General features: G+C 75.0%; 15 protein-coding genes. 9 read left to right on the top strand and 6 right to left on the bottom strand.

What is annotated here, in order from left to right:
• Positions 1-65: 65 nt before the first annotated feature.
• Entirely contained in the window at positions 66-770 is a 705-nt protein-coding gene (locus AB0G35_RS00335; protein ID WP_360941251.1) for a DsbA family oxidoreductase, read from the bottom strand.
• 80 nt (positions 771-850) lie between these two features.
• Here AB0G35_RS00335 and AB0G35_RS00340 point away from each other — a divergent pair, with 80 nt between their 5' ends.
• Positions 851-1,564 carry a class I SAM-dependent methyltransferase gene (locus AB0G35_RS00340; RefSeq protein ID WP_360941254.1) on the top strand — a complete coding sequence of 238 codons (714 nt, stop codon included), beginning with the start codon at positions 851-853 and terminating at the stop codon, positions 1,562-1,564.
• Here the strand turns inward: AB0G35_RS00340 and AB0G35_RS00345 are convergent.
• Together AB0G35_RS00345 and AB0G35_RS00350 are read right to left on the bottom strand one after the other, a co-directional pair.
• Positions 1,482-2,087: a GNAT family N-acetyltransferase gene (locus AB0G35_RS00345; RefSeq protein WP_360941257.1), complete on the bottom strand. Its 606-nt coding sequence runs from the start codon at positions 2,085-2,087 to the stop codon at positions 1,482-1,484. The two genes, AB0G35_RS00340 and AB0G35_RS00345, sit on opposite strands and share 83 nt — an antisense overlap.
• An 8-nt stretch (positions 2,088-2,095) precedes the next feature.
• Positions 2,096-3,658, bottom strand: a complete 1,563-nt coding sequence (locus tag AB0G35_RS00350) for an aldehyde dehydrogenase (NADP(+)) (protein ID WP_360941260.1) — start codon at positions 3,656-3,658, stop codon at positions 2,096-2,098.
• Positions 3,659-3,869: 211 nt separating this feature from the next.
• Between AB0G35_RS00350 and AB0G35_RS00355 the strand changes: the two genes are divergently transcribed.
• The 4 genes from AB0G35_RS00355 (at position 3,870) to AB0G35_RS00370 (ending at position 7,009) form a co-directional block, all read left to right on the top strand.
• The gene (locus AB0G35_RS00355; protein ID WP_360941263.1) at positions 3,870-4,640 is read left to right on the top strand and encodes an IclR family transcriptional regulator; all 771 of its coding nucleotides are present in this window, start codon (positions 3,870-3,872) and stop codon (positions 4,638-4,640) included.
• Between the two features lie 97 nt (positions 4,641-4,737).
• Positions 4,738-4,941 carry a hypothetical protein gene (locus tag AB0G35_RS00360; RefSeq protein ID WP_360941266.1) on the top strand — a complete coding sequence of 68 codons (204 nt, stop codon included), beginning with the start codon at positions 4,738-4,740 and terminating at the stop codon, positions 4,939-4,941.
• An 83-nt stretch (positions 4,942-5,024) separates the two neighbouring features.
• Entirely contained in the window at positions 5,025-6,278 is a 1,254-nt protein-coding gene (locus AB0G35_RS00365; RefSeq protein ID WP_360942040.1) for a histidine kinase, read from the top strand.
• Entirely contained in the window at positions 6,275-7,009 is a 735-nt protein-coding gene (locus tag AB0G35_RS00370; protein ID WP_360941269.1) for a response regulator transcription factor, read from the top strand. The genes AB0G35_RS00365 and AB0G35_RS00370 overlap by 4 nt, the downstream gene beginning before the upstream one ends.
• A gap of 116 nt (positions 7,010-7,125) precedes the next feature.
• On the opposite strand, the gene AB0G35_RS00375 is transcribed toward AB0G35_RS00370, so the two are convergent.
• Positions 7,126-8,097 (bottom strand): 5-dehydro-4-deoxyglucarate dehydratase, encoded by a 972-nt coding sequence (locus tag AB0G35_RS00375; RefSeq protein ID WP_360941272.1) that lies wholly within the window; start codon positions 8,095-8,097, stop codon positions 7,126-7,128.
• A 279-nt stretch (positions 8,098-8,376) separates the two neighbouring features.
• On the opposite strand from AB0G35_RS00375, the gene AB0G35_RS00380 reads away from it, so the two are divergent.
• From AB0G35_RS00380 to AB0G35_RS00390, 3 genes are all read left to right on the top strand, one after another.
• Positions 8,377-9,195 (top strand): NAD(P)-dependent oxidoreductase, encoded by an 819-nt coding sequence (locus tag AB0G35_RS00380; protein ID WP_360941275.1) that lies wholly within the window; start codon positions 8,377-8,379, stop codon positions 9,193-9,195.
• A 136-nt stretch (positions 9,196-9,331) separates the two neighbouring features.
• Positions 9,332-9,604: a GlsB/YeaQ/YmgE family stress response membrane protein gene (locus AB0G35_RS00385; protein WP_030411749.1), complete on the top strand. Its 273-nt coding sequence runs from the start codon at positions 9,332-9,334 to the stop codon at positions 9,602-9,604.
• A 127-nt stretch (positions 9,605-9,731) separates the two neighbouring features.
• On the top strand, positions 9,732-10,928 hold the full coding sequence (locus AB0G35_RS00390; RefSeq protein WP_360942043.1) for a TerD family protein: 1,197 nt from the start codon (positions 9,732-9,734) through the stop codon (positions 10,926-10,928).
• Here the strand turns inward: AB0G35_RS00390 and AB0G35_RS00395 are convergent.
• Positions 10,903-11,934: an MsnO8 family LLM class oxidoreductase gene (locus AB0G35_RS00395; protein WP_360942046.1), complete on the bottom strand. Its 1,032-nt coding sequence runs from the start codon at positions 11,932-11,934 to the stop codon at positions 10,903-10,905. The two genes, AB0G35_RS00390 and AB0G35_RS00395, sit on opposite strands and share 26 nt — an antisense overlap.
• Before the next feature lie 73 nt (positions 11,935-12,007).
• On the opposite strand from AB0G35_RS00395, the gene AB0G35_RS00400 reads away from it, so the two are divergent.
• Positions 12,008-12,913, top strand: coding sequence for a methyltransferase domain-containing protein (locus tag AB0G35_RS00400; RefSeq protein WP_360941278.1), 906 nt, complete (start codon positions 12,008-12,010; stop codon positions 12,911-12,913).
• Here the strand turns inward: AB0G35_RS00400 and AB0G35_RS00405 are convergent.
• On the bottom strand, positions 12,910-14,364 hold the full coding sequence (locus AB0G35_RS00405; protein WP_360941281.1) for an alkaline phosphatase PhoX: 1,455 nt from the start codon (positions 14,362-14,364) through the stop codon (positions 12,910-12,912). The two genes, AB0G35_RS00400 and AB0G35_RS00405, sit on opposite strands and share 4 nt — an antisense overlap.
• Positions 14,365-14,512: the final 148 nt, after the last annotated feature.

Raw genomic sequence — 14,512 nt, forward strand, 5'->3', positions numbered from 1 at the left:
TCGGCGGGGCACGCTCCGTCCACGGCGTTCCGGTCCGTGGTCGTCCCCGATCGGCCGGCCGGCGGTCAGCTTCCGGGCACCGCGCAGCCGTCCGGCCCGCAGACCTCCGCGTCACCGGCCGGTACGAACTCCATCACGCCGTCGGCGTGCGCCCGCTCCAGGGCCTGCCGGAAGACCTCGGCGGGCTGGCCGCCGGAGATGCCGTAGCGGCGGTCGATGACGAAGAACGGGACGCCGGTGGCGCCCAGCTCGGCCGCCGCGCGCTCGTCGGCGCGCACCTCCCGGGCGTACGCATCGGGGTCGGCGAGCACCCGGGCGACCTCGTCGGCGGGCAGTCCGGCGCCGGTGGCGAGCTCCGCGAGGACGGCGGGGTCGCCGAGCGGCCGGGCCTCGGCGAAGTTGGCGCGGTAGAAGGCGTCGAGCAGCGCCTCCTGGCGGCCGTGCGCCGTGCCGAGGTGCAGCAGGCGGTGCAGGTCGAAGGTGTTGCCGTGGATGCGGTCGGAACGGTAGCCGAGGCCCTCCTGGGCGGCCGCGGCGGCGACCCGGGCCTCCATCTCCTCGGCCTGGGCGCGGCTGACGCCGTACTTGGCGGCGAGCATGTCGAGCACCGGGACGTCGGAGGCGGGCGGCGCCTTCGGGTCCAGCTCGAAGGAGCGGTGCACCACCTCGACCTCGGCGCGGTGCGCGAACGCGGCGAGCCCGGCCTCGAAGCGGGCCTTGCCGATGTAGCACCAGGGGCAGGCGATGTCGGACCAGATTTCGACGCGCATGTGCTGACTTTCCTCGTCGGGACGTGTTCGTGTGGGCAACCGCGCGGGGCGCCGGGCTATTCCGTGGGTACCGTCCGGACATGACCTCGCCACAGGGATTCCTCGGGTTCTGGGAGACGACCGGCTCCGCGAAGACCTTCACCCATCCGCTCGATCCGGCCCTGCTGGACGCGTACCTGCCGCGGGCGGCGCGGGTGCTGGACTACGGCTGCGGCTACGGGCGGCTGACCGCCGAGCTGGCGGGGCTGGGGTACCACGGGGTGTGCGGGGTGGACGTCTCGGCGGCGCTGATCGCGCGGGGGCGGCGGGAGCATCCGGAGCTGGATCTGCGGCACCACCCCGGGCTTCCGCTGCCGTTCGGGGCAGGGTCCTTCGACGCGGCGCTGCTGTTCGCGGTGCTCACCTGCGTGCCCCGGGACGCGGACCAGGAGGCGATCGCCGGGGAGCTGGGGCGGCTGGTGCGGCCGGGCGGGGTGCTGTACCTGAGCGATGTACCGCTGCAGGAGGACGCGTTCAACCAGGAGCGGTACCGGCGGTTCGCGGACCGGTACGGCACGTTCGGGGTGTTCGAGACGCCCGACGGCGGGGTGTTCCGGCACCATGCCCCGGAGCGGCTGCGGGGGCTGGTGCGGGCGGCGGGCTTCTCGGTGGTGGCGGAGCGGACCGGGTCGGTGGGGACGCTGGACGGGCGGCGGGCCGAGCGGCTGCAGCTCATCGCCCGGAGGACGGGGGCTCCGGCGGCTCCGGCGGCGGGCCGTCCGGAGCCGGGCGGCTCAGGTCCAGTGCCAGGGTGAGGTGGCTGGCGTCGGGGGCGGGGCGGCGGTCCGGGTCGGGGCGCCAGCCGAGCCGGGCGTAGAAGGCGCGGGCGCGGTGGTTGTGCCAGAGGACGTCGAGGACGGCGCGGGAGAATCCGGCCGTGCGCCAGGCGCGCAGGCAGGCGGTGTGCAGGGCGCGGCCGACGCCGGTGCCCCAGTGGGCGGGCGCGACGTGCAGCTGGTGGAGGGTGACGGTGGGACGGGCGGTGCCGGGGCGACCGGCGTCCCCTGGCGCCGTGGGGGCGTGGGCCACGTAGGAGGCGGCGCCGACGACCGTGCCGTGCCGTTCGGCGCAGAGCGCGGGGGTGTCGGCGCGGTCCAGGGCCCGGGCCCAGGCGTCGTGCCAGCGGGCCTGTTCGGCCGGGGTGTCGAAGGGCGCGCCGGGGTGCCGGGCGCGGTGGTACGCGGCGCGGGCACCGGCGTGCAGGGCGGCGATCGCCGTCAGGTCCGCGGGGGTCGCGCCGCGGACCCGGACGGCGGTCGGGCCGGGGGCGGGGCGCACGCCGGGCCTCAGCCGCCCTCGGGGCGGCCGTCGATCCGGCGCGGCAGCCCGAGGGGATTGCCGTCGCGGAGTTCCGGCGGCAGCAGGGCGGGCGGGGTGTCCTGGTGGACGACCGGCCGCAGCCAGCGTTCCACGGCGGTGCCGCCGACGGAGGTGGCGGTCGAGGTGGTGGCCGGGTAGGGGCCGCCGTGGTGCTGGGCGGGGGCGACCGCGACGCCGGTCGGCCAGCCGTTGACGACGACCCGGCCGGCGAGCGGGGTGATCCGGGCGAGCAGCCGGGCGCCGAGGCCGCCGCCGGTCCCGTCCCCGTCGGTGCCGTCGGTCTCCGCGTCGCCGAGGTGGAGGGTCGCGGAGAGGTTCCCGGGCAGGCGGTCGAGGACGGCGCCGATCTCGGCCTCGCCGGTGTAGCGGGCGACGACGGTGACCGGGCCGAAGCACTCCTCCAGCAGCAGGTCGTGCGGGCCCTCCGCGGCCAGTCGGGCGGCGGGCACGGTGAGGAAGCCGGCGCTGACGGTGTGCGTACCGCCGGCGCCCGGGGTCACCGGCGCCTCGACGTCGGGGAGCTCGGCGCGGTCGCGGACGCCGTCCAGGAACGCCTGGCGCATCCGGTGGTCGAGCAGCACCCCGGCCTCGGTGTTGCTGACCGCGTCGGTCAGCGAGCCCAGCAGCCGGTCCCCGGCCGGCCCGGCGGGCGCCAGCACCAGGCCCGGCTTGACGCAGAACTGGCCGGTGCCCAGGGTCATCGAGCCGGCCAGTCCGGCGCCGATCTGCTCGGCGCGTTCGGCGGCCGCGGCCTCGGTGACCACGACCGGGTTGAGGCTGCCCAGCTCGCCGTGGAAGGGGATCGGGTGCGGGCGGGCCGCGGCCGCGTCGTACAGGGCGCGGCCGCCGCGCACCGAGCCGGTGAAGCCGGCCGCGGCCACCAGCGGGTGGCGGACCAGGTCGATCCCGGCCTGGAAGCCGTGGACGAGGCCCAGCACACCGGCCGGCAGCCCGGTCTCGTCGGCGGCGCGGCGCAGCAGCGCGGCGCACAGCTCGGAGGTGGCGGGGTGGTCCGGGTGCGCCTTGACGACGACCGGGCAGCCGGCCGCGAGGGCGCTGGCGGTGTCGCCGCCGGGGACGGAGAAGGCGAGCGGGAAGTTGCTGGCGGAGTAGACCGCGACCACGCCCAGCGGGATCTTGTAGCGGCGCAGGTCGGGCCGGGGCGGGACGAGGCCGGGGTCGGCGTGGTCGATCCGTACGTCGAGGAACGCACCGTCCTCGACGAGGTCCGCGAAGGACCGCAACTGGTAGGTGGTGCGGGCGAGTTCGCCGGTGAGCCGGCCGGGGCCGAGCGCGGTCTCGGCGTCCGCGGCCTCGATGACCGCCTCGCCCGCCTCGTCGAGCAGGCCGGCGGCGCGGCGCAGCAGCGCGGCGCGCACCCCGCGGTCGGCGAGCGCGTCCCGGGCGGCGTGCGCGGCGCGGACCGCGCTGTCCACCTCGGCCGCTGTGGCCTCCACCGCAACCTGCTCCCGCCGCTTCCCGGTGCGGGGGTCGACACTCCAGACTGGTGCTGCCGCTGCCGATGCCACCGTGCATTCCTCCCGGGTGATGCCGTGCCGAGGTCGTACTGCGTCGCCGCCGCGTGTGCGGTCCGGGACCGCCCGTTCCCGGGCGGGACGCCCGGTTTCCGGAACCGCCCGGACCTTGCAGCGGACCGGACACCGTTCTATATGCTGAACGCCGTCCCAGATCATGAACAAACGGGACTCTATGGCTGTCCGAACAGAGGGGTCAAGGGCGATGTCAGCTGCCGATTCCGGAGGATCGCAGGTCAAGTCCGCGGTGCGGACGGTCGAGCTGCTGGAGTACTTCGCGGGCAGCCCCGGTATGCACTCCCTCGCCTCCGTCCAGGAAGCCACCGGCTACCCGAAGTCCAGCCTCTACATGCTGCTGCGCACCCTCGTCGACCTCGGCTGGGTGGAGACCGACGCCACCGGCACCCGCTACGGCATCGGCGTCCGCGCACTGCTGGTCGGCACCTCGTACATCGACGGCGACGAGGTGGTGGCGGTGGCCCGGCCGACGCTGGACCGGCTCTCCGACGACACCACCGAGACCATCCACCTCGCCCGCCTCGACGGCACCAACGTGGTCTACCTCGCGACCCGGCAGTCGCAGCACTACCTGCGCCCGTTCACCCGGGTCGGCCGGCGGCTGCCCGCGCACTCCACCTCGCTGGGCAAGGCGCTGCTCGCCACGTACACCGACGACCAGGTGCGGGCGATGCTGCCGCCGGCCCTCGCGCAGCTGACCGAGCACACGATCACCGACCGCGAGCAGCTGATCGAGGAGCTGCACGCGGTGCGCGAGCAGGGCTATGCGATCGACCGCGAGGAGAACACCCTCGGGCTGCGCTGCTTCGGCGTGGCGATCCCCTACCGCACCCCGGCCCGGGACGCGGTCAGCTGCTCGGTACCGGTGGCCCGGCTGCCCCCCGGCCATGAACAGACCATCAAGGACGCCCTGTTCGACGCCCGCGACCGGCTGGCCCTGGCCACCCGGCGGCTGTGAGGCGCCGCCCGGGCCGACCGCCCCTCCCCCGCACGGGGGAGGCGGATCGTCGGCGGGGGCGAGGTGCGGCGGCCGGGGCCGGCGGAAGCTGGCAAACATGACCGCAGCCGTCGCGTCCAGCACCCCCTCGCCGGGCCGGGGCCGGCCGCCCCTCGCCGCCCTGACCGGCACGGCCGGCTCCCCGAAGCGGCCCACCCCGCTGAGGAGCCTCCCTTACCCTGTCCGGATGATCATCGGGATGCCGGCGGCCGCCGCCGGGACCTGCCTCTTTGCCGAACGCGAGGCCACACGGTGCGACTGACCGACGGGCGGCGGGGGGTCCGGACCGGGCGGCGCCTGCTGGGCGGCCGCTGGGTCCATCTGATCCTGGGCGGCGCGCTCCTGATGCCGTTCTACCTGCTGTCCTCGGTCGTCCTCCCGCTGATCCGGCACGGCGCCGATCCGCTGCGCCAAGTGGCCGTGCAGTTCCTCGCGTTCGGCTGCTCGCTGCCGCTCGCCGCGGTGACCGGGCTGCTCTTCCCGCTGCTGCGCCCGCTGGAGGTGGCCGCCGTACGGTCCCTGTGCGGGGTCCCCGGGGAGCGGCTGGCCGACGGACCGGCCCTGACGTGGGCGGCCCGGCGGCGCAGCGCGCTGTGGTTCGTGGCGCACCTGCTGGCCGGCGGCGTCGTGAGCGGTATGACGCTGTCCGCGCCACCCGCCGCGGTGGTGCTGCTGGCGCTGCCGTTCTCGGCCTCCCTCCGGAGCTCCGTACCGCCCTGGACGCGGGACCTGCCCGGCGCCCTCGGCCCGCTCGCCGGACTGGGGCTGCTGGGCCTCGTGCTCGGCACCGCCTGGGTGGCCGGGACCCTGCTGGCGCGCTGCGCCCCGCCGCTGCTCGGGCCCACCCCCGCCGACCGGCTGGCCGCGGCCGAACGCCGCGCCGCCGACCTGGCGTCCCGCAACCGGCTGGCCCGCGAACTGCACGACGCGGTGGGCCATGCGCTGAGCGCGGTCACCCTCCAGGCGAGCGCGGCCCGCCGGGTCCTGGACGCGGACCCCGAGTTCGCCCGCCGGGCACTGGCCGCCATCGAGGACACCACCCGCGCCGCGGTCGCCGAACTGGACACCGTCCTGGGCCTGTTGCGCGAGGAGGACGGCACCGACCCGGCGCTGCCCGCGCCCACCCTGGACGCCCTGGAGGAACTGCTGGACCGGACCCGGGCGGCGGGCGTACCGGTCGAGGCGACCGTGCGGGGCCGGACCACCGGGCTGCCGCCGGTGGTCTCCCGGGAGGCGTACCGCATCGTGCAGGAGGGCCTCGGCAACGTCCTGCGGCACGCCGGGCCGGTTCCGGTACGCCTGCGACTGCACCTCGACCGAAGGGAGTTGAGCCTCCGGATGGAGAACCCGCTGACCGGGGCGGAGCCGCCGGAGGGGGTGCCCCGGGTGGGCGGCGGCCGCGGTCTGCGGGGCATCGCGGAGCGCGCCCGGCTGCTCGGCGGGGAGGCGGGCGCCGGTCCGCAGGACGGAACATGGCGGCTGACCGCCCGGCTGCCGCTGGCGGAGCGGACGCACGACACGACGGATGACACGACGGACCACCCGGGGAACGGGACACCGGCCCGGGGACGGGCCGGGACGGAGGGGGACGCACCATGACGCAGGAATCAGCCACCGAACCGCCGGCGGAACGGGACGCGCCGCCGCACGCCCCCCTGCGGATCGTCCTCGCCGACGACGAGCGGATGGTGCGCACCGCGCTGCGCGCGATCCTGGGCGCCGAGCCCGACATGGAGGTCGTCGGCGAGGCCTCGACCGGCGCCGAGGCGGTGCCGCTGATCCGGTCGCTGCGCCCGGACGTGGTGCTGATGGACGTGCGGATGCCGGAGATCGACGGGATCCGGGCGACCGAGCAGCTGCTCGCCGGGATGCCCGGGCCCCCGCGGATCATCGTCGTGACGACCTTCGAGAACGACGCCTACGTCTACGACGCGCTACGGGCCGGCGCCAGTGGCTTCCTGCTCAAACGGTCCGGCGCCGACGAACTGGTGCAGGCGGTACGGCTGGTGGCGCGCAGCGACTCGCTGCTGTTCCCGGCCGCGGTCCGCGGGCTGGCCGCCCGGTACGCCGGGCAGCGGGCCGCGGAGGACACTGCGCGGCTGCTCACGGCCCGGCTGTCCGAGCGGGAGCGGGCGGTGCTGCGGCTGATGACCGCGGGCCTCACCAACGCCGAGATCGCCGACCGCCTGGGCGTGGGTCCCGCCACCGTGAAGACCCATGTGGCGGGCGTCCTGGCCAAACTCGGCGTCCGCGACCGCACCCAGGCCGTCATCACCGCGTACGAGTGCGGCTTCGTCCGGCCTACGGCCCCTCCCCCGCCCCGTCCCTGAGCTCAACCAGCGCTTCCCGTACGGCGGCCGGGCCGTCGACGCCGGGGTCCGCGAGGGTGCGGGGGCTTCCGGGGTGCCGATGACGTCCCAGGGGTAGCGGAAGGCGGTGGTCCGTATCAGCCGCCGGTCCCGGGGCACGTCGCGGCCAGCGCCAGGCCGCGGTCGATCAGTCCGGCCAGCTGTTCCAGGTGCGCGGGGGCCGGTTCGCCGAGCGGGGGCCGGACCTCGCCGACGTCCCGGCCGCGCAGCCGTACGCCCGCCTTGACCAGCGAGACGGCGTAGCCGCTGCCCTGGTTGCGGAGTTCGACCAGCGGCCGGTAGAAGCCGTCCAGCAGCCGCTGCACGGTGCCGTGGTCGCCGGTGGTGAGCGCCCGGTGGAAGGCGAGGGCGATCTCCGGGGCGAAGGCGAAGACGGCGGAGGAGTAGCGGCGCACGCCCAGGCCCAGGTAGGCGGGGCCGGTGAGTTCGGCCGTGGGCAGGCCGTTGACGTAGAGGAAGTCCTCGTCGGGCGCTTCGGTGCGGACCGCGCTGATGATGCGCTGGAGCAGGTCGAGGTCGCCCAGGCCGTCCTTGAGGCCGATGATCCCGGGGGTGCGGGCCAGGGCGGCGACGGTGGACGGGGCGAAGACCGCGTTGTCGCGCTGGTAGACGACGACCGGCAGCGGGGTGGCCGCGGCGAGTGCGGTGTAGTGCCGCAGCAGACCGTCCTGCCCGGGGACGACGAGGTAGGGCGGCATGGCGAGCAGCCCGTCGGCGCCCGCCCGGTGGGCGAGGCCGGCGAAGTGGACGGCGAGCGCGGTGCCGTAGCCGGTGCCGGCGATCACCGGGACCCGGCCGGCGGCCTCCTCGACCGCGGCTGCGACGCAGTCGGCGTACTCCTCGGGGGTGAGCGCATGGAACTCGCCGGTGCCGCAGCACGCGAAGACCGCGGCCGCGCCCGCGTCGATGCCGCTGCGCACATGGGCGCGGAAGGCCGCCGGGTGCACAGCTCCGTCGGGGCCGTACGCGGTCACGGGGAAGAACAGCGGTCCGTCGAGGCGGTCGGCGAGCCGGGGGCCGGCTGCCGCGGGGGGAGGGGGTGCGGTCACTGGGCTCTCCCTGAGATACGCAGACGACTACCGCGCACATCACTGATCAGTGTCCATATTCCTGAACGACGCCACGCTAGAGCAGCCACCCACCCCGGTCAAGGACACTCAACTCCCCCGACACCAGCGGGATGACAAGCGGATTTACCCGATCCGTCACATGTCTTGACCGGTCATGGCGCCCTTTCTAGCGTGTCGCGTCCACGGATATGAATACGGTCCCCGTCGTGCGCAGGGGAACCGTCCGGCCCGCCCCACCGCCCGAGGAGCCCACCGCCCATGACCGCACCCCGCACCGTCCTGCTCACCGGCGCCGCCGGCGGGCTCGGCACCCTGATGCGCGAGCTGCTGCCGCCCTACGGATACCGGCTGCGCCTGTTCGACCAGCGCACCATCGAGGACACAGCGGGCGAACCGGACGTCATCACCGCCGAGTTGGCCGACAGGGAGGCGCTGCGCGAGGCGGTGCGCGGGGTCGACGCGATCGTCCACTTCGCCGGGATCTCGCTGGAGGCCCCGTTCGAGAAGATCCTGCGCGCCAACATCGAGGGCACCTACCACCTCTACGAGGCCGCGCGCGAGGCGGGCGTCCGCCGGATCGTCTTCGCCTCCTCCAACCACGCGGTCGGCTTCACCCCGCGCCCGGCGGACGGCTCCGGCGCGATCCCGGTGGACACCCCGCACCGCCCGGACACCTACTACGGCCTCTCCAAGGGGTTCGGCGAGGACCTCGCCTCGCTCTACTGGGACCTGCACGGCATCGAGACGGTGTCCGTCCGGATCGGCTCCTGCTCCCCGGAACCGACCACGGTGCGGATGCTGTCGATCTGGCTGAGCCCCGCCGACGCGGCCCGCCTGCTGCACGCCGCGCTCACCGCCCCGGACGTCGGCCACACCGTCGTCCACGGCTCCTCCGCCAACACCCGCCTGTGGTGGGACCTGTCGTCCGCGCGGGCCCTCGGGTACGAGCCGCAGGACGACTCCGAGCCGTACGCCGCGGAACTCCTCGCCGCCCAGGGCGAACTGGACCCCGACAATCCGGAACACGCCCATCTCGGCGGCGCCTTCTGCACCGACCCGCCCCGGTGGCCGCACTGAGCTGCGGCCGCCGGCCCGGGCGGAGCGGGCGTGGTACGGACCACGGCACGGAACCCGCGCCGCCCACGAGGCGTCCTCGTCTGTGTGCCGGCACCCCGCTGGGCACGCACACACGCGCAGGAACGAGGAACGCATCATGGGCATCGTCAGCTGGCTCGTACTGGGGCTGATCGCGGGCATCATCGCCAAGGTCCTGCTGCCGGGGCGGGACCCGGGAGGGATCGTCGGCACGACCCTGATCGGCATCGTGGGGTCCTTCATCGGCGGCTGGCTGTCCACCAAGTTCCTGCACCGCCCGATACCGAAGGACTTCGGCGAACCGTCCATGTGGATCGCCTCGGTCGCCGGTGCGCTGGTCCTGCTGATCGCCTACCGGCTGCTGTTCGGCAACTCCCGCGAACGACGGTGAAGGTGCGGCGGACGGCGGTGCGGCGCACGGTGACACGGCACACGACGGTGCGGCGGGCGGGCGGCCGTCCGGCGGCGGGTAATGGAACCGCAAAGGCGAACCGATCGTTGGTCCCGGCATGACCGCTATGACTCCTGGCTCGAACCTCCCGCTCACCGCCGTACGGGTCGCGGTGGACGTCACCGCCCCGGTGCGGCTGGACGTGTCGGGCCTGCTGCTCGGCGCCGACGGCAAGGTGCGCTCCGACGACGACTTCGTGTTCTACAACCAGCCCACCGGCCCCGGGGTGACGTACTCCGCGGCGGCCGGCGGCGACACCATCACGGTGGACACCGCCGCGGTGCCCGAGACCGTCGAGAAGGTCGTGGTCACCGCGAGCCTGGACGCCCCCGGTGCGACCTTCGCGGGCACCGAGCCGACCGGCACGGTCCGCAACGCCGACGACGGCAGCCTGATCGCCACCTTCACCCCGCCGCGGCTGGGCACGGAGACCGCGCTGGTGGTCGTCGAGCTCTACCGCCGGGCCGGGGCCTGGAAGGTCCGCGCGGTCGGCCAGGGCTACGCCGACGGCCTGGCGGGCATCGCCACCGACTTCGGCGTGCACGTCGAGGAACCCGCCGCCGCGCCCACCGCACCGGCAACCCCGGCGCCACCGGCCACTCCCCCGGCCCCGGCCGGCCAGTGGGGCCCGCCCGCCGGCACCCCGGCCCCGGTCGCCGCACCCGCCGCACCCGCGCCCGGCTCCGGGAAGGTCAACCTCGACAAGGGCCGGGTCAGCCTGCAGAAGAACCAGACCGTCTCGCTGGTCAAGGGCGGCCGCCCGCTGCTGGGCTCGGTCCGGATGGGCCTCGGCTGGGAGCCCGCCTTCCGCGGCAAGAACATCGACCTGGACGCCTCCGTCATCGCCTACGGCCCGGACCGCAAGAAGATCGACAACTGCTTCTTCGGCAAGCTGATGATCCTCGGCGGCGCGATCCAGCACTCCGGCGACAACCTCACCGGCGAGGGCGCCGGCGACGACGAGGCGATCACCGTCCACCTCGGCGGGGTGCCCCCGGAGGTGACCGGCCTGGTCTTCGTGGTGAACTCCTTCTCCGGCCAGAAGTTCTCCGACGTCGCCAAGGCCTACTGCCGCCTGCTGGACGCCGGGACCGGCGAGGAACTGGTCCGCTTCGACCTCACCCACGGCGAACCGCGCACCGGCGTGATGATGGCCAAGCTGATCCGCCAGTACTCCGGCGAGTGGGAGATGACCGCCCTGGGCGAGTTCGTCGACGCCCGCACGGTCCGCGGGATGGTCAAACCCGCCGGTCAGGCGCTGTGAGCCCGGCAACCCGGGCCAGCCGCTCGTACGACTCGATCAGCGCCGCACGGTCGTAGGTGCTGGTGGTCACCAGCACCTCGTCCGCGCCGCTGCGCTCGATCAGCGTGCCGAGGGCGTCGAAGACCTGCTCCTCGGTGCCGTGGACGTGCCCGCGCAGGGCGTCCTCGTAGAAGCCGCGCTCACGGTCGGACATCCCGGCCGTGGCCGCCGGGCCGTCCTCCGCGGGCCGCAGCGGCGGGAAGACGCCGTGGGTGCGGGAGTACGCCAGCGCGCGGGCCTCCGGCAGCAGCAGCCGGCGCGCCGCCGCCTCGGTGTCCGCCACCGCCACCGTCCCGGAGACGACCACGTACGGGCGCTCCCACAGCGGCGACGGCCGGAAGCCCTGGCGGTAGTCGTCGATGGCGTCCAGCATCCTCTGCGGGCCGCGGAGGTCGCCGATGACCAGTGCCAGCCCGGCCGCCGCGGCGATCCGCGCGCCGGCCCCGGTCGCCAGGACGAACGCCGGGACCGGCAGGCCCTCCGCCGGCCTCGCGTGGACCTGCGGGTGGGCGGTCTGGGTACCGCTGAAGTAGCCGAGCAGCTCGGCGAGTCGGTCGCCGAAGTCCTCGGCGGCGTCCTTGTCCGCGCCCAGGGCGCGGCGGATCCCGCCGGTGAAGCCGACCGACCGGCCGAGCCCCATGTCGATCCGGCCGGGGAAGAGCGACTCCAGCACCCCGAACTGCTCGGCGACGACCAGCGGCCGGTGGTTGGGCAGCATCACCCCGCCGGTGCCGACCCGGATCCGGGACGTGGCGGCCGCCACCGCGGCGGCGAGCACGGTCGGCGCGGAGCCGGCGACGCCGGGCACGCCGTGGTGCTCGGAGACCCAGAAGCGGTGGTAGCCGAGCTCCTCGACGCGCCGCGCCAGCGCCACCGTGTCCCGCAGGGCGGCCGCCTCCGGGTGCCCTTCCCTGGTGCGGGAGCGGTCCAGGACCGAAAATTGTGTCGCTTGTGTCGTCGAGTTCACCACGTCCGCTTCAACGTCCCACCGTCCCCGGGATTCCCCGTCCCGCCCGCCGGCCGCGGAAGGAGCCGTCGCGATGGCGCAGCAGCAGCCGCAGACCGGCCCGGCCGGAGCCGCCGGCGACCCGGACGGCCCAGCGGCCCCGCCGGACCTCCCGCCCCGGGTCGCGACGGTCTACGGCGAGCACGACCTGGCCACCGTGCCCGCCTTCGCCGGCGGGTTCATCAACTTCGGCTACTGGGCGGAGCTGGGTGACCTGACCGGCCGGCGGCTGACCGAGGCCGACCGGGTGCGCAGCGAGCAGGACCTCTACCGCCTGGTGCTCGGCACGTTCGACGGGATGCGCGGCCGCAGTGCCCTGGAGGCCGGCTGCGGGCGCGGGCTGGGCTGTGCGCTGGCGCTGCGGGAGTTCGGGCTGGGCCCGGTCATCGGTCTGGACGCGCATCCGGACCAGATCGCCCGCGCCCGGGCGATCCACGCCGAGCTGCTCGCCCGGGGCGCGGGCGGCGCCGGGCGGCTGACGTTCGTCCTGGGGTCCGCCCAGCGGATGCCGCTTTTCGCGGAGACCGTCGACTGCCTGTACTCCGTCGAGGCCGTGCAGCACTTCCGTTCCCCGGCCGCCTTCGCCCGGGAGGCGGTGCGGGTGCTGCGGCCGGGCGGCCGGCTGGCGGTGACCACGTTCTTCGCCCGCACTCCGGCGGCCGCCCGGGAGCTGCCGGGGCTGCTGCCGCCGTACGCCGACGGGCTGGACGTGCCGCATGTGATCGACGAGTTCGCCGGGACGCTGGCCGCGGCCGGGCTGCGGGACCTCACGGTCCGGCCGATCGGCGAGGCGGTGTGGGAGCCGTACGACCGCTACATGGCCCAGCAGCCCGAGCTCGCCGACGACGAGTGGCCGCGCCGCTATCTGACGGCGTACGAGACCGGGCTGCTGGACTACTACCTGCTCACGGCGGCCGCGCCGCGCCGAACGGAAGGCTAGCGCCGGGGCTGCCGCTTCCAGGGGCCGGTGATGGCCAGCATGATGCCGGGCTCCTGGATGTTGGCGAAGAGGGTCCGGCCGTCCGGGGAGAAGACCGGGCCGGTGAACTCGCTGTACTCGGGCTCGTCGGCGGTGCCGATGTTGAGTTCGTTGCGGGCCAGGGGGTAGGTGCGGCCGTCCTCGGTGGCGCCGAAGAGGTGCTGGACGCCCTCGCCGTCCTCGGCGATGATCAGCCCGCCGTAGGGCGAGACGGTGATGTTGTCCGGGCCGTCGAACGCGCCGTCCTTGCCGGGGTCGGGGTTGACGCCGAGCAGCACCTTCAGGGTCAGGGTCCGCCGCCGCGGGTCGTAGAACCACACCTGCCCGTCGTGCTGGACCGGGCTCTCCTCGCGGGCGTAGGAGGACACCACATAGGCGCCGCCGTCCGCCCACCACAGGCCCTCCAGCTTGCGGGCGCGGGTGATCTCGCCGTCCTTGAACTGCTTGCGGACGGAGGTGGTCCGGGCGTCGCGGTCGGGGACGTCGACCCAGTCGACGCCGTAGACGGTGCCGGGCCGGGTGGCGCGGGAGAGGTCGTCGACGAACCGGCCGCCGGAGTCGAAGCACTTGAACGCCTGGAGGACACCGGCGTCGTCGGCGAGGGTGCGGAGCCTGCCGCGGCCGTGGTGGAAGCCCTCCGGCGGGGTCCAGCGGTAGAAGAGGCCGTTGGGGCCGGCCGCGTCCTCGGTCAGGTAGCAGTGGCCGCGGCGCGGGTCGACGACGACGGCCTCGTGGGCGTAGCGGCCCAGTGCCTTGACGGGCTTGGGGTCGCGGCCGGCCCGCGCGTCGCGGGGGTCGACCTCGAAGACGTACCCGTGGTCCTTGGTCATGCCGTGCTGGCCGGCCTTGTCCTCGGTCTCCTCGCAGGTGAGCCAGGTGTCCCAAGGGGTCGTGCCGCCCGCGCAGTTGGTGGACGTACCGGCGATGCCGACCCACTCGCCGACCGGGGTGCCGTCCTTGGCGACCTCGACGACGGTGCAGCCGCCGGCCGCGGCCGGGTCGTAGACCAGGCCCTCGGCCAGCGGGACCGGGTGCGGCCAGTCGGCGCGCGGGCCCTTCAGCTCGTGGTTGTTGACGAGGAGGGTGGTGCCGCGGTGGCCGGCGAAGGTGCCGGTGCCGTCGTGGTGGGACGGGGTGGGCTCACCGCTGTCGAGCGTGGTCACACCGCAGTGGGTGACGATCTTGTACGAGAACCCGGCGGGCAGGGCGAGGATGCCGTCCGGGTCCGGCAGCAGCGGGCCGTAGCCGGCCGGGTGGCCGGGGCCGTCCGCCGCGCCGTCCTGGCCGGCGTCCGCCGCTTCGGCGGCGAGCGCGCCGGGCGCGGTGGCCAGTACGCCGGCGCTGCCGGCCAGCGCGACCCCCGCGCCGGCAAGGGCGGAACGCTTGGCGAAGTCTCTCCGGGTGAGCGGCATTGTCAATCTCCTGGATGGCCGGTTCTACTCCCCTGTGCCTGCGCCGCACACGCTCTCGTGCGCCGTCGAACTCCAGTTGAACGCGGCACGACATCCAGGAAGCAGTTGGGGCCGGCCCGGGGCGGTGTTCCCGCCCGCGGACCGGCCC

The organism is Streptomyces sp. NPDC021749 (assembly GCF_040640655.1).
Classification (GTDB): Bacteria; Actinomycetota; Actinomycetes; order Streptomycetales; family Streptomycetaceae; genus Streptomyces.